17 protein-coding genes, 1 other RNA gene and 1 CRISPR repeat array are annotated in these 15,417 nt (G+C 26.1%); of the genes, 15 read left to right on the top strand and 3 right to left on the bottom strand.

Annotation, left to right across the window (positions count from 1 at the left end; all coding sequences use genetic code 11):
• Positions 1–18 precede the first annotated feature (18 nt).
• The 5 genes from OW729_RS06820 to OW729_RS06800 all read left to right on the top strand — a co-directional run bounded on the left by OW729_RS06820 (position 19) and on the right by OW729_RS06800 (position 4,916).
• Positions 19–750 carry an EcsC family protein gene (locus OW729_RS06820; RefSeq protein ID WP_268060728.1) on the top strand — a complete coding sequence of 244 codons (732 nt, stop codon included), beginning with the start codon at positions 19–21 and terminating at the stop codon, positions 748–750.
• A 251-nt stretch (positions 751–1,001) separates the two neighbouring features.
• Positions 1,002–2,024 carry a spore photoproduct lyase gene (gene splB / locus OW729_RS06815; RefSeq protein WP_268060727.1) on the top strand — a complete coding sequence of 341 codons (1,023 nt, stop codon included), beginning with the start codon at positions 1,002–1,004 and terminating at the stop codon, positions 2,022–2,024.
• Between the two features lie 465 nt (positions 2,025–2,489).
• On the top strand, positions 2,490–3,518 hold the full coding sequence (locus OW729_RS06810) for an ABC transporter substrate-binding protein (RefSeq protein WP_268060726.1): 1,029 nt from the start codon (positions 2,490–2,492) through the stop codon (positions 3,516–3,518).
• Positions 3,481–4,257, top strand: coding sequence for an ABC transporter permease (locus OW729_RS06805; protein ID WP_268060725.1), 777 nt, complete (start codon positions 3,481–3,483; stop codon positions 4,255–4,257). Before OW729_RS06810 ends, OW729_RS06805 begins: the two co-directional genes overlap by 38 nt.
• Positions 4,258–4,316: 59 nt before the next feature.
• Positions 4,317–4,916 (top strand): ABC transporter ATP-binding protein, encoded by a 600-nt coding sequence (locus OW729_RS06800; RefSeq protein ID WP_268060724.1) that lies wholly within the window; start codon positions 4,317–4,319, stop codon positions 4,914–4,916.
• Between the two features lie 138 nt (positions 4,917–5,054).
• Here OW729_RS06800 and OW729_RS06795 read toward each other — a convergent pair whose 3' ends face one another.
• Positions 5,055–5,237, bottom strand: coding sequence for an alpha/beta-type small acid-soluble spore protein (locus OW729_RS06795; protein WP_268060723.1), 183 nt, complete (start codon positions 5,235–5,237; stop codon positions 5,055–5,057).
• A gap of 422 nt (positions 5,238–5,659) precedes the next feature.
• Here OW729_RS06795 and thpR point away from each other — a divergent pair, with 422 nt between their 5' ends.
• Both thpR and OW729_RS06790 read left to right on the top strand, forming a co-directional pair.
• The gene (gene thpR, locus OW729_RS19465) at positions 5,660–6,037 is read left to right on the top strand and encodes an RNA 2',3'-cyclic phosphodiesterase (RefSeq protein ID WP_407647648.1); all 378 of its coding nucleotides are present in this window, start codon (positions 5,660–5,662) and stop codon (positions 6,035–6,037) included.
• A 775-nt stretch (positions 6,038–6,812) separates the two neighbouring features.
• Entirely contained in the window at positions 6,813–7,043 is a 231-nt protein-coding gene (locus OW729_RS06790) for a DUF3892 domain-containing protein (protein ID WP_268060722.1), read from the top strand.
• Positions 7,044–7,231: 188 nt separating this feature from the next.
• Here the strand turns inward: OW729_RS06790 and ssrS are convergent.
• Positions 7,232–7,418: non-coding RNA, 6S RNA (gene ssrS, locus OW729_RS06785), on the bottom strand.
• 516 nt (positions 7,419–7,934) lie between these two features.
• Between ssrS and OW729_RS06780 the strand changes: the two genes are divergently transcribed.
• The 7 genes from OW729_RS06780 (at position 7,935) to OW729_RS06750 (ending at position 13,388) form a co-directional block, all read left to right on the top strand.
• Positions 7,935–8,111 carry an aspartyl-phosphate phosphatase Spo0E family protein gene (locus OW729_RS06780; RefSeq protein WP_268060721.1) on the top strand — a complete coding sequence of 59 codons (177 nt, stop codon included), beginning with the start codon at positions 7,935–7,937 and terminating at the stop codon, positions 8,109–8,111.
• 313 nt (positions 8,112–8,424) lie between these two features.
• Positions 8,425–9,075, top strand: a complete 651-nt coding sequence (locus OW729_RS06775; protein ID WP_326498361.1) for a magnesium chelatase domain-containing protein — start codon at positions 8,425–8,427, stop codon at positions 9,073–9,075.
• A gap of 69 nt (positions 9,076–9,144) precedes the next feature.
• Positions 9,145–9,654, top strand: a complete 510-nt coding sequence (locus OW729_RS06770) for a helix-turn-helix domain-containing protein (RefSeq protein WP_268060720.1) — start codon at positions 9,145–9,147, stop codon at positions 9,652–9,654.
• 806 nt (positions 9,655–10,460) lie between these two features.
• Positions 10,461–10,805: a hypothetical protein gene (locus tag OW729_RS06765; RefSeq protein ID WP_268060719.1), complete on the top strand. Its 345-nt coding sequence runs from the start codon at positions 10,461–10,463 to the stop codon at positions 10,803–10,805.
• Between the two features lie 121 nt (positions 10,806–10,926).
• Positions 10,927–11,241, top strand: coding sequence for a hypothetical protein (locus OW729_RS06760; RefSeq protein WP_268060718.1), 315 nt, complete (start codon positions 10,927–10,929; stop codon positions 11,239–11,241).
• Positions 11,231–11,587, top strand: coding sequence for a cyclic-phosphate processing receiver domain-containing protein (locus OW729_RS06755; RefSeq protein WP_268060717.1), 357 nt, complete (start codon positions 11,231–11,233; stop codon positions 11,585–11,587). The genes OW729_RS06760 and OW729_RS06755 overlap by 11 nt, the downstream gene beginning before the upstream one ends.
• Positions 11,588–11,729: 142 nt before the next feature.
• Entirely contained in the window at positions 11,730–13,388 is a 1,659-nt protein-coding gene (locus OW729_RS06750; RefSeq protein WP_268060716.1) for an RNA-guided endonuclease InsQ/TnpB family protein, read from the top strand.
• A gap of 190 nt (positions 13,389–13,578) precedes the next feature.
• Positions 13,579–13,937: direct repeats of the CRISPR family, unit length 31 nt; unit sequence GTTAGGAACTAACATAGGATGTATTTAAATA.
• Between the two features lie 126 nt (positions 13,938–14,063).
• On the opposite strand, the gene OW729_RS06745 is transcribed toward OW729_RS06750, so the two are convergent.
• Positions 14,064–14,270, bottom strand: a complete 207-nt coding sequence (locus OW729_RS06745; protein WP_268060715.1) for a helix-turn-helix domain-containing protein — start codon at positions 14,268–14,270, stop codon at positions 14,064–14,066.
• A 251-nt stretch (positions 14,271–14,521) separates the two neighbouring features.
• Here OW729_RS06745 and OW729_RS06740 point away from each other — a divergent pair, with 251 nt between their 5' ends.
• Positions 14,522–15,349, top strand: a complete 828-nt coding sequence (locus OW729_RS06740; protein WP_268060714.1) for a hypothetical protein — start codon at positions 14,522–14,524, stop codon at positions 15,347–15,349.
• The last annotated feature ends 68 nt before the right edge of the window (positions 15,350–15,417 follow it).

Here is a 15,417-nt window from a genome sequence, read left to right as displayed (position 1 = left end):
GTTTTGTGAGGGATAAATATGAATTCTTATGAGAAAAAAGCATTATATGATCTGAAAAATTGGGAAAAAAATATGCTAAAGAAACCATCTTTTGCAAATCGAATAAGTAAGGGATTGCAAACAAAAGCAAATAGTTTTATTCCTGATAAGGTTCATGTGGTAATTACTGAGGCAATCAAAAACATGATCAAAGCTGTATTAGTTGGATCAAAATTTACTACAAAATCACCCATGATTAATGCATCTTTAGAGGAAAGAGAAATTTTGGTAATGAAAAAGTTGAATTTTTACAGAAAAACGGCTACATTAAGTGGTGCTGGAACAGGGGCTGGTGGAATTATAATAGGACTTGCAGATTTCCCTGTTTTATTAAGTATAAAAATTAAATTTTTATTTGATACAGCTAGTTTATATGGATTTAATGTAAAGGACTATAAAGAAAGATTATATATTTTACATGTTTTTTTATTGGCTTTTTCAAGTGATGAAAAAAGGATTGAAATATATGAAATACTTAAAAAATGGAATGATTATTCTAAAAATTTACCTAAAGATTCTAGTTTTTTTGATTGGAGAAGCTTTCAACAGGAATACAGGGATTACATAGATTTAGCAAAAATGCTGCAGTTAGTTCCATGGATAGGTGCTTTAGTTGGAGCTTATGCAAATTATCAATTAATGGAGAAGTTAGGCAAAACAGCTATGAATGCATATAGATTAAGAGTTTTCAAGAAAAAGGTCACGTCTTAATAAAATCTATTGATTTGATATAGTTTTAAAAATAATTAATATAACAAATTTAATAGTTTAAGGTGCGGTTTAAAGTAGCTAAAAGGATATATGGCGATGGTAAAAAGTTAAACTAATAATAAACTAACTTATAGTTAAAAATATATTTATGTTAGGTTTTATTTTAAAAAATCATAAACAATCTAGTGTAATTTTATTTAGTATTTATAAGGCCATGCAAAAATATATTTTTATTAGAAGGTAGGTATGTTATGTTTATCCCTAGATTAATCATATTCGAAAAAGGAGCTTTAGATTATGAGCTTGGAAATAAAATGTACAATAAATTTAAAGATGATTCCACTGTTGAGATTATAAAGATATCATCAAACAGAGTTGGTGCATCTATACCTGGAGAGAATATATATGAGAAGTATAGAGCAGGTAAAAAAACTTTGGTTGTTGGAGTAAAAAAGAGCTTGAAATTTCAAACTTGCAAACCATCAGCACATTATCAGTTGCCCTTAGTTAGCGGATGTATGGGACAATGTGAATATTGTTATTTAAATACTCAATTAGGAGATAAACCATTTGTAAGGATTCATGTAAATGTTGATGAAATATTGAATCAAGCTGAAAAATATATACAAGAAAGAAGTCCAGAGGTAACTATATTTGAAGGTGCAGCGACTTCAGATCCTATTCCGGTGGAACCATATACTAATGTGCTAAAAAAATGCATAGAATATTTTGGAGATCAAGAATTTGCAAGATTTAGGTTTGTTACAAAATATAACGATGTAGATAGTCTATTAAATGCTAGCCATAATGGGCACACAGAAATTAGATTTAGTTTAAACACTGACACTGTAATAAAGGAATATGAGCATTTTACATCATCAGTACAAAAGCGAATAGAAGCTGCAGCAAAGCTTGCAGAGAATGGCTATCCAATAGGATTTATAATAGCTCCTGTATTTATATATGAAAATTGGAAAGAAGAATATAAAAATCTCATAGATATGTTGTACAAAGCATTGCCTAAAAATCTTATTATGCCTATTGGATTTGAAGTAATATCTCATAGATATACAACTAAGGCTAAAAATACTATACTTAATATATTTCCTGAAACTAAATTACCAATGAATGATGAAGAAAGAAAATTTAAGTATGGACAATTTGGGTATGGAAAATACGTATATACAAAAGAGCAACTACAAGAAATAAAAGATTTTTTTAAAGAGGAACTGGATAATAAATTTAAAAACAAGGAGATTAAATATATAATATAAACAGATTAAGATGCATGTAAGTTTTATTGTTCACTTGAAATTTTTAATTATACAATTTCCTCAATTATTTAATTTCTTAACTAATTAATATAAATATTTAAAAGTAAAAGAAAAACAAGAATTAAAATATTAGTATATATTCTATAATTGATATTAAAAAATAGTTAATTCAGTTTGAAAATATGAAATTTTGTATAGACATGTTAGGTATGATGAATAGCATTCAATATTAAGGTATGAGTGCTATTTTGTTTTGTAGATTTAATGAATTTTATATATATTATTAAAAAAACTAATGGTAAGTGGTAAAATAATCTATAGGGGAGTAAATACTTGAGCTATTTGAAATTATATATGTGATATGTGAGTTTTTATAATCAGATAAAGTAAAGTGAGGAAGTTATCAGCCAAGCAAACTTCACCAAAGTCAAAAATCAATTTATATAAATATAGGAGGTAATAACTATGAAAAAAAGAACAGGAACAGTATTGATGGCAATTATACTAGTATTTTCTATGTTATTTGCAGTAGGTTGCTCAAATAAACCTAGCAATAAAGAGGGGACAAGTAGTACAAGACAAACTAATGATAAAGGGAAAAAAGAAAAAATCAAAATAGCTGTATTAAAAGGTCCTACAGGTATGGGGATGGTCAAGCTTATGGAAGAAAATAAGGAAGACTATGATATTACTATTTTTGATTCACCTGATCAAATAGTTTCTAAAATCGTAAATGGAGAAATTGATGCAGCAGCTGTACCATCTAATTTAGCATCCGTTTTATATAACAAGACAAAAGGTGGAGTTAAATTAGTAGGTATAAATACTTTAGGCATATTACATATTGTAGAAAATGGAGATACTATAAAATCAATAAAGGATCTGAAGGGTAAAACTGTTTATGCTAGTGGAAAAGGATCGGCACCGGAATTTATTTTTAATTATATATTAAAAAAGAATGGATTAGAACCTGGTAAAGATGTTAAAATAGAATATAAAATGCAACATAATGATTTAGCTACTGCTGTTGCGTCAAAAAAAGTTAACATAGCAGTATTACCGGAGCCTTTTGTAACAACAACAAAAATGAAAGATAAGGATTTAAAGGTACAGCTAGATTTAACAAAAGAATGGGATAAGGTTTCAGATGCAAAGAGTAAATTAGTTATGGGAACATTAGTATATAGAAAAGATTTTATTGATAAAAGAGGAAAAGATGTAGATGAATTTTTAGATAAATATAAAAAATCTGTGGATTTTGTAAATAGTAATAAAGAAGAAGCGGGAAAGATTATAGAAAAGAATGGTATACTACCAAAAGCAGCAATAGCAGAAAAAGCTATTCCTAAATGTAATATAGTATTTATTAGCGCAGAAGATGGAAAGGATTCTTTAGAAAAGTTTTATAATGTTTTAAAAGAAAGCGATCCAAAATCCATTGGAGGAAAGATTCCAGATGAAAATTTCTACTACAAGAGCAGCAAAACAAACTAAAAAAATATCTAAGCTATTTAAAAGAATTTTTATATTATTATTTTGGTTATTAATTTGGGAGCTATGCTCCCTTTTTATTAATAATACAATTTTATTTCCATCACCATTTGGAGTATTTAAGGCCTTACTTGTACTTATGGGAAAAATTTATTTTTGGCAAAGTGTAGGCAAAAGTATTTTTAGAGTAATAGTAGGGATTATATTATCTATAGTAATAGGTATAATTTTAGGAATAATTTCAGGAATCAATAATTTTATGGAAGAATTAATGAATCCTCTAATAGTAACAATTAAATCCACACCGGTTATTTCTGTTATAATAATAGTTTTAGTTTGGGTAAATTCTTCTAATGTTGCAATACTAACTAATGTGCTTATGTGTTTTCCAATAATTTATACTAATGTGCTTCAAGGTATAAAGAATGTAAATTCAGATTTAATTGAGATGGCACATATATATAAAGTTAAAAGAAGTTATATATTGAAAGATATTTATTTACCATCTATAAAACCTTATGTTATATCAGGTATACTAATGTGTTTGGGTATTGGATGGAAGATATGTGTTGCATCAGAAGTTTTAAGTACTCCGAGATATTCTATAGGATTAAATCTTTTAAATGCAAAATCTATCTTAGAAACAGAAGAGCTTTTTGCATGGACTATTATAGTTGTACTATTAAGTTTTATTTTTGAAACTATATTTAAATATTATATAAAAAATAAAACTGAAAGGTAACTGAAATATAATAAACTAAAAACCCAAAAGATAAATGTTCTTATAGGGAGAAAAGTACTATGAATTATGATTACGAAATAGAATTAATAAATGTATGTAAGAGTTTTCAGGGGCAGGATGTTTTTAAAAATTTGAATATAGGTTTTGTAAAAAATAAGATCTCAGTTATATTAGGACCATCTGGCTGTGGCAAAACAACTTTGTTAAACATCATAAGTGGAATTGAGAAAGTAGATTTTGGAAAAGTAGTTGTAAATAATAATAGTATATCTTATATTTTTCAGGAAGATCGGCTTATACCATGGCTTACAGTTTATGAAAATATAGCTTTTACTTTAAAATCATATAAGAACAAAAAAGAAATGGATAATATTATACATAAATATCTAGATATAGTAAAGTTAAATGATCATAAGGACAAATTACCACATGAGCTTAGTGGAGGGATGAAAAGAAGAGTTGCTGTTGCAAGAGCTTTTTCATATAAAAGTGAGTTGTTGCTTATGGATGAACCATTTAAAGGGCTTGATGTTAAGCTTAAGCAATATATAATAGCAGAATTTTTGAAAATTTGGCAAGAAGATAAAAGAACCGTTATAATGGTAACTCATGATATGGAAGAAGCAAAAATTTTAGGAGATAAAATTTATTATTTATAAACATAGTTCAATATTTAATTATATTTTATAAGCAATGAAATCTATATCAAAACAAAAGTCGCATTTTAAAGTGCGACTTTTATTTTGATATAAATCTTTAATTTTAGTAAATTTCTATTTTATATTATCTAAATTTGATTATAAATTTTTTTCGTAATTTTCTACCATTCTTTTAACCATTTCGCCACCAACAGAACCATTTTGTTTAGATGTAAGGTCTCCATTGTAATCACTTAAAGGAACGTTTAATTCTTTAGCAACCTCAGCTTTAAATTTATTTAAGCCTTGTTTTGCTTCAGGAACTAATTTTCTGTATGCCATATATAAATTACCTCCTTTTTTAGATTGTACTTATATATTACGTAATTTTAATAAAAGTATGTTGGTAGATAGATGGGGACACAGAGAAAATATTAGATTAATAGAAAAAATTATATAATGAAGAAAAGTTAAATTAAAATAGAAAAGAATACATAATTATAATTATGTAAATTAAAATTTAAATGTAAACTTATTAGTTGATGTATAGGTTTAAAGAACATTTGACTAAAAAATTTATTAATGATTTGAAAAAATGAGATTAAGAGAACTTATAAATGAGTGTAAATAGATAATACCATTCATCTAAAGATGAAAGAAATATTGATTGTATATATGGGGTAAAATAAACATGATTAAATAGTAATTGTAAAACTAGAGGAAATATAGTTTAAATGATATATGATAGTATATAATGAAGAACAATTTTTATAGAAAATTTTATTTTAAAAATTATAATTTTACAAGAATTAAAGAGGCCACCTAAACAACTTGTTGTTTCTAATATTGGTTCTTTTAAAAGGGAAAAAATAGAAACTATTTGGTGTGGAATTGAAAAAAATAAGGAACTTGTCAAGTTTCAGGAACAATTAAGAAAATTATTAGTTAAAAATAGATTTAGTATTGATAATAGAAAATATAAACCACATATTACCCTTGGGAGGCAAGTAATTAGAAGAGACTTAACAAAAGAAATTATTATTGATCCAATTAAAGTGCCTATATACTCAATAGCTCTTATGGAAAGTAAGAGAGTAAATAATCAATTAGTTTATGAAGTGTTAGAAGAAATAGTATTGTAAAACTCTTTCAAAATTAAAAATATAAGAAATGTAGATAGTAATAAACAAGGGATTTATATTATATATAGAAGGGAAAAAGCTACGCAATTTGGATATGAAAAAATAAAACTTAACATTGACCAAAATACAAAAAGAATAGATGTAAAAAACAAAAAAATATCTTTTAAAGATTTAAAGGAAGATGAGTAGATATCAGTGTATTATGGTGGAGCAGTTACGAAGAGCTTGCCTCCTATAGGATATTGTAAAGAAATAATAGCACTACAATAGTAAAAGCAGTAGGAAAACTACTGCTTTTTAGTATATAAAAATATAAATTCTGTAAGTGGGAAAAATTATGCAAAAATAGAGTAGGTGATGCGGGCAAAGTTATAGCAACAGTAGTTAAGGCCATAGGCAAATAAGGATGACATAGTTTTAATTATGTAAAGTAAAATTTAAATGTAAACTGCCATACTAAAATTTTGAATTTAATCAGACATCTAGTTCACTCTGAAATATCACTAATTTTTTATATAAAATAATACTTATAAGGAAATAAAAATTTATCAATATTTCAAAGCAAACATATATGATTATAGCTTAAAATAAATGTTATGTTTTAAGTAATTATTGGAGAGGTAAGTGTATTAAAAATTATTATTAGTTTATCCAGATAGCTATACTAGTCTCTTCATAAAATAAGAGACATACATAAAGTATGTATAATGTTAAAAACATGAATATTTAAAAAAATAAATTAAATACTAATAGTAATAATAAGGAGGGATTAATTATGAATAGTGATCATAAAATAATAAAAGTTAAAAAGAATAATGATGGAGATATCACAGATGTAATGTTAGAAAACGGAGAAGTACATTCTATTGAGGATGCTATAGTTATGGCTAAAAGCCACGCTATTGAAGGAGTAAATGTAGGCAAAAGTAAAAATGGAAGAGAATTTTTAAGAAGTAATCCTAATAGTAGTGAAAATGATAATTTAGATAATATGCCAATGTTTTAATATCGATATATATAAATACCCTATAGAGTAGAAAATTAAAGAAAGTCTATTCTATAGGGTGTTTTGTGATTATACTATATTCTTTGATAGGTTGTACCATATTGAATATTGGGAGTGTATATAAGATAAATAAAAAAGAGAGGATAAATTACCTCTCCTAATAATATGCATGCCATGCTCTTAATATTTATAAATCCAAAATACCGCTACTCTAATTTTGACACCTATCTCTCGATAGGTGGGTGTTCTCACAAATGTATTGTTGCCTTTGCCACTCATAGTTGGTCTTATAAGACTAATCCGCATTTAAATATCGAACTCCCTTATAAATGATGTAGGTTCAAAATAAGAGCTTTACAAATATTTCAGATTATTAACTTGAATTATTTGCATTTAGAATTTGTTAAAATAACTTTTTTCAAGATAATTATATAAAGATTATATAGAGAATTCAATAAGTGTTTAGAGGAAATAGAGGAAACTTTTATAAATATTAAAACAAATAGTTTAATATAAGGTGAATTTTTTATGCGTATATAAAAACAATAGAATAAATACTTAATATGATTAGTGAAGAAAAATATAAATAAGTATAGAAAATAAAACCAGGAAGTAATATTACTTCCTGGCAACAAGATTAGTGAGTATATGGAGACTTTAAAATTATTTTCGGACTAACCTTAAATAATTGTTTTTAAAATCTATATCCATTGCTAATCACCTCTCTATGAAAGTAGTATGTGTAGATTCTAAATAAATATACTAAAAATAAAAATAATTTTTAAAGAGCGCTTAAAGCAAATTTAAATGTGTTTTAAGTGTTTTTTATTTTAAATTGTCTGTATGATATCCTTCCTATTTTATATAGTTGAAAAAGAAAGGGGGGATATTATGTCAAAAGAAGAACTGCTACTAAAAAAAATAGAAGAAGTTAGAAGTTTAATGCATCAGCTTGTAAGCGAAAAGTCTGCACTTGTTGATCCTGAACTTGTAAAACTAAGTCAAAAATTAGACATATTACTTAATGAGTATAATAGTTTTATAAGACGAGACAAGAAAAAGCTATAGCTTATAGCCAAGCAGTATTAAACAACGATAAACTAAAGATAAACAAGTAAAATAAGATATTTTTCAACATGGATGCATACATGCCAAATAAGTTAGTGACATGTATGCATTTTTTAGACTTAAAATAATAAATATCTGATTAAGATAAGGTTAATAAATATTTTCACAATAAGTCCTAAAAGATTATAAAGGAAATTAAAAATAGAAACAAAAATACATTAATTTAAATATTAAAATAAAAAAATATTATAAAATTTAAAAAAGCATTATATAAATTCTTCATTTGGTAATAATTTCCCATGAGGTGATTAATATGGCAGTAAAAATATATTCAGCTACATTTACAGGTATTAATGGAACTATTGTTAGTGTAGAAATAGATATTTCATCAGGACTTCCTATGTTTAATATTGTAGGATTAGGAGATATGTCTGTAAGAGAATCTAAGGAAAGAGTAAGATCAGCAATAACTAATTCTGGATTTGAATTTCCGGCAAAAAGAATAACAGTTAATCTTGCACCAGCTGACTTAAAAAAAGAAGGTTCTTTATTTGATTTACCTATAGCTTTAGGTATTTTAATTGCAACTAATCAAGTATATGCAGGTGATACTGAAGATTTTATCTTTATGGGAGAATTATCTTTATTTGGCGAATTGAAAAGAATAAAAGGAGCTCTCCCTATTGTAATTGAAGGAATAAATCAAGGGGTAAATAATTTTGTTGTGCCCATGGAAAATGCTGAAGAATGTGCAGCTATAAAGAAAGCCAATATATATCCATTGAATAATATAAATGAAGTTATTAATTTTATAAAATATAGAGACTTGATGCCTTATGAACCAACAGAAAAAAATAATATAAAAGAATATGCAATAGATTTTGAGGATGTTATTGGACAAGAAAGTTGTAAAAGAGCAGTAGAGGTAGCAGCTTGTGGAGGGCATAATATACTAAAATTATAGTACAATATCCAAATTACTGAAATGTATTGATATAACTCACTTTGGTATAGTTTAGAGGGGGAAATAAAAATGACAAACTATACTATTATAGATAATAATTTAATTACAAATTTAAAAATATCTGATGGTGCTTATAGGTGTTATAATTTATTATTGTCTATGGCACATGGAGATAAGACTACTTGTTTTCCAAGTATTAAATATCTCGCTTGTGCTTTGGGAAGATGCGAAAGAACGATTAACAGATACATAAAAGAATTGGTGTCTTTAAAACTCATAATCAAGCGTAGGAGAGGCTCAATTAGTAATTTATATATATTAGTCCAAAAGAAAATTAACAACGCTGTAGACCACTTAAAACAAACTGTAAAAGGTAATAAAGATAATATTAAGAAAGCTGATACACAGAATTGTAGTCATGGTGGAAAAAATAAAAGCAACTATAAAAATAACTATAAGAATAGTTACACCAACATGCAACGTACCGATTTTAATAATTATCAACAAAGAAACTATAATTATAATAACTTAGAAAAGATGTTGTTGGGAGAAATGGAATATAACCCAGAGTTGCTTTGAGCGATGGGGTTAAACTCAACGGCATCGAAATAAAGTAAAAGCACCTACCGAAATGGGCGTTTCGATAAGTGCAAAACAATTAAATACTCATCATTTAATTAAGCTTATTTATATTATATCAAATTTTTGAAAAAATATAAACAGATAAGCTTATTTGTCATATCCATTTTTACCTCGGCGTTTCAAATGTAATGGTTCAAATAGTATTATAGACGATATAAAACAATTATATGTATAGTGTATAATACTATTTTTTATTACATACGGAAGTTATCCACAGATATTTTACAGTAATTAGTAAGCTTGAAGTTGCAATTAAAATTAGTGTCGCATTAGAACAGAACAATTATTAAATATAAGATAAGACAATGCTGCTATAGGAATAAATACAACTAAGAATTAAAACTTAATTATATATTATATAAATTTAAAATTCCTTAAATGGTAACTTAAAAATAAAAAACGTTTCCTAATCCACAGGAAACGCCAACATTAATAAACAATCTATATTAGGAAGGGTTTAATAAAACTCTTCCTAAACTCCAATATTATTATACATCATCTAATGGAAAATGCAAAGAGGTGTAGACTTGAAAAACTACTGAATTATTCGGTAGTTAAAAATCAAGAACAACTATGAAGTCAACCCAAATATAGTGCCGAGATAAAGTCCTAAAATAGGATAATAGGATAATAAAGGGATAAGATTAAGGTGTACTAAGTTAAACTTAGGATTAAATTCGCTATCACTTTGAGGGATAGCGGAATAGGTTAAAATATAGTTGACTGTGTGACTTTATGTCACTTTGTTAGATGGGATTAGGATTAGTAGTGCAGGTGGAAACAGGGGAATAAATCAGTATAATAAAGTAGCTGATGGAAATAATTTCGCTGAGCAAAAATCTCAAGAAGATTTAGCCAATCAAATAGGAATAGACCAAAGGCAATTACAAAATTATAAAAAACTAAATGAACTTATACCAAAATTACAATCCTTAGTTGAAAATAATCCAGTTAAGCAAGGTAAAGTTTATAGTGAATATGTAAAGTTATGTGGAATAACACATGGAGGTTCAAGAGTGCAAAATGCACCTTTGACACAAGAACAAATTGCAAAAGAATTAGGAGTATCAACAGGAACTTTAGTTTAAAAATGGCTAAACTTATTATTTCACGTTTTAAGACGTTTATTTTAATGGGAAACTTTTCTATTATGTTTTTTAAATATTAAATGTTAAAATTATATTAAAAAAGAAGTTAGGAGAATAAGTGATGAGTATTAAAGAAGAATTTGAATATAAAACAGCAAAAGAAATGAGAAAATTAGCTGATGAAAAGAATGAACAACTAATAGATATTAAAAAAGAAACAGATAAAACACTAAAAAAAATACTACAAACGGTAGAAATAATGGCTGAAAAAGGAAATTATTCAATAAGCTATTTTTGTGATAAATCTGAATGTGATATGATAGAAAATGTTATCCAAGAACTTGAAAAATTAGGATTTACAACAAAAATACTGGACTTTGGAGAGGATAGGAAAGCGATAAGTATTAAATGGGATTCAGAAGAAGATGAAAATTAATCTCTACGTCGATGATTTAAGGGATTGTCCAGAAGGTTTTAAGATTGTTAGGACAATAGAAGAAGCTATATATTATCTTAAAAATTTTGATATTGAAATACTATCCTTAGACCATGATTTAGGGGAAGATGATGAAGGGAATTTACTGCCAACAGGCTATGATTTAGTGAAATATATCTGTGAAAACGGATTAAAAATAAGTAAAATATATATACATACTGACAATATTGTTGGGAGATGCAATATGTATGAAACTCTAATAGGGGCAAGGCGAAGGGGATTTATAGATAGTGATATTCAAATTTATAATTATGCGTTTGTTAAAAATAAATATTCTAAAAAGTAAATATGATAGGGGTTAGGTATTTTAGTTACAAATGCTCTTATACTTGTAATTAAGATACCTTATTTTTCTATGTATTTTTTTATTATATTAGAGCATTACTAAATATGAAATAATTAAGTTTATTGAAATATGAGGTAAGTCTATGAATAAATGTATAAAAATAACTTTAAATAAATGTTTTGAAATAGATAAAAAAAATATAAAAGATACAAATAAACCTTATCTACATCTAAATATGAAGACTGCAAAAGAAATTATAAAGGAAGCTAATTTAAAGTCATGTCATGCATGTAATAAATCAAGCGATATGTGGAAAGAATATTATTTTAATAATAGATGGGAGGCACAAAGTGAATTAAACAATATAGATAATGAAATAATTAATATAGAAATAGAAAAAGAATACAATAAGAGATTAAAAAAAATTAAAGATAAAACTAAATTACAAAACCAAAATTATCTTAATAAAGTCAAAAAAACTGCTAAAAAACACATAGAAAGAAAAATGTTAATGAATATTGAAAAACAAATAGTAAAAAAAGATAAAGAAATATATGGAAAAAATTATGAAAATGTAATACAAGCCACCACAAAGTTGATAATGCAGAATTATAATACAAGTAATGTTGGTTCTTTAGACCAACAATTAGTACAAAATAATTGGAAAAGAGATAAAGAAAAAATATTAAATTATGAATGTAGAATACCACAATATAAAAAAGATACACCTTTTTATATTTATAATAACAATTATATTTTATCAAATAAATATGGGTATTTTGTAGAGTTATCATTTTTTAGTAAAAGTGGTTATAAAAAATATAATTTAAAAAACGGTACAAGGTTAAAATTTCAAATAGACAAACTAGATGGAAATAAAAAAACTACAATAAACAAAATAATTAACGGTGAGTATAAACAAGGTTCTGCACAAATAAAAATATCTAATAAAGATAAAATCGAGTTAACCATTTCTTATAGCTTTGAAGCTGAAACAAAAGCATTAGACAAAAATAGAATATTAGGGATTGATTTAGGAATAGTTAATGTAGCAACTATGTCTATATGGGATAACAATAAAGAAAATTGGGATTATATAAATTACAAACATAATTTATTAAGCGGACAAGAGTTAATTAGATTTAGACAAAAACTTTTTAACATAGGAATGACCAACAAACAGATAAATGATGAAATTCAAAAATATAATGAAAATTTACATCAAAGACAATTAAATAAATTTAATATCGGAAGCATAAGTGGATTGCTGATTAACAAATATAGGAATACAATTGATAAAAGAAATAAAGAATTAGGTATAGCGAGTAAATGTGTAGGAAATGGAAGGCAAGGGCATGGTTATAATAATAGAATGAAACCACTAGAAAAAATTCGTAAAAAAGTTGGTGATTTTGCTGATACTTTTAATCATAAATATAGTAGATATATAGTTGATTTTGCAATTAAAAATAATTGCGGAATAATACAAATGGAAAATTTAAGTGGAGCAACACAATTAACACATGAAAAATTTTTAAAAGATTGGAGTTATTATGATTTACAAAACAAGATTGAATATAAAGCAAAAGAAGTAGGTATAGATGTAATATATATAAATCCTAAATATACTTCTAAAAGATGTAGTAAGTGTGGATGTATAAATGAAGAAAATAGAGATTGTAAAAACAATCAATCAAAGTTTAAATGTGTTGTATGCGGACATGAAGAAAATGCTGATGTTAATGCTAGTAAAAATATAGCTATACCAAATATTGATGAAATAATTAAAGAGCAATTTTAAAAATGGTATAAATTTTACCAGCCATAAAGGGAGACTTAGCGTCCTTAAATCGAGTAGTACTAATAAGTTTACATATGTAACATAGCAACTCTCGATAAGCCTCAGTTTAACTGGGAAACTTTACACAGATACTAATTATAGTAAGGCGTGTAGAGATACATCCAATTTAAGAAATGGCTTAAATACAGTGGTTAGGAACTAACATAGGATGTATTTAAATCTAGATAAGCAAATTAATCACCTAAAATAAACAAACGTTAGGAACTAACATAGGATGTATTTAAATATTTGAAGTTTCATTTCACCTTCACTTGCCTTTTTGTTAGGAACTAACATAGGATGTATTTAAATAGAACATATTCAATTACCATTAACAGTTAAAAAGGGTTAGGAACTAACATAGGATGTATTTAAATAAAGGAATTATTGAAGCTATATCTTTTGTTGTTAAGTTAGGAACTAACATAGGATGTATTCAAATTAGAACAGTACAGAGACAAATTAGAGGAGATAATCAAGTTAGGAACTAACATAGGATGTATTTAAATCAGTATTCTTTAATCATTTGAACAATATCATCCATGTGAAGTTGTTAATTGTATGTTCTTAGGTAGTGAAAAAGATATATTTCATTTTGCGATATATTGGTAAAACAAGAGGACTAGGAAATCAATCTTAGTCCTCTTTTACTATTTCTAAAATATCTGATATATCACATTCAAGAGCATTGCATATTTTTTCTAAAGTTTGTAATTTAATTTGCTTACTTTCATTATTATATATTTTACCTAATGTATTGTTATCTGTTCCAGTTTCTTTAGATAACCAATATTTAGTTTTTCCTTTGCTTTTTAATAGTTCATCTAGTTTAAAAACAATCATTTCTAAATACCTCCAAAATTTATCTTTATAATTATTGTACTACATACTATTATAGTTGTTAATAGAATAATGTTTACAATTTGTTAACATTTTGTTAAGTTTATACGATTGACAACTATTATAGTAGCCACTATAATATAATCATAAGGTAAATTTATTGGAATGGTATTACAACTTATAGCTTAACATAGGCACACAACTGTTCTTATGTTAGAGGGTAGCAACCTTAAAAAAGGTATGGGGGGATGAAGGTGAAAGAGTTAGAAAAACAAGATAAATTGAACGAAATTTCCAAACTCAAAAAAATATCCAAAGAAGAGTTAAATAAAATTGATATTATCATGATTAATAACAACGAATTAGCAAATATAAAATTTTGGTGTGAAAGAAATATAGAATTAATTAAAGGGAATATAAATAAAATGAACATTGTTTTTAAAGAAATTATTATTAAAATAACAAATTTGGATAAAGATATTAGTTCTTTAGGGTATTATAAATTTAATAACAATAATGAAGTAACGGAAATCTCTGCAAATGTATATTTTAAAGAAACTATAATACCTTGTATATCATATTTCAATTTAAATATCGATTTTCAAAAAGTATTAAATATTATATATGGAAAAGATTTTATAGATGGAAATTACATTGAAACCTTTACAAATCAATGGTATTATGAGGAAATATGTAAAGATTCCGATAAATACAATGAATATTGCATTGAAAATCTTAAGGATGGTCTAAGAGAATGCTTTTCAATCCTAATATATTCTCAACTCAACCAAGAATCCATCATCACACAAACAAGAACTCACACTAAAAAAATTCAATCTAAGAAGGACAAGCGAAAAGGTAAGAAACCTAAGGTTAAGCTCATCAAACAAAATATTATAAGACTAAATACAGATCATATTCCTACACCTACAGAGGAAGAGATGAAGCATTATGAAAGACATACTTTTGGTTGGACAGTTAGAGGACACTGGAGAACATATCAGAGTGGCAAGAAAGTATGGATTAAACCGCAGGTGCGAGGGGACAAGGATAAAGTAGAAGGTAAAATTTATGAAATATAAAAAATAACTTAATATTAACGCAAAGGCGAAAATTTCGCTCTTGCAGAATGGAGGTATAAATATGTCTA

Origin of the sequence: Clostridium brassicae (genome assembly GCF_026738875.1) — a bacterium.
Lineage (GTDB): Bacteria > Bacillota > Clostridia > Clostridiales > Clostridiaceae > Clostridium_H > Clostridium_H brassicae.
Note: the sequence above shows the minus strand (reverse complement) of the source record. Positions and strands in the feature narration are given on the sequence as shown.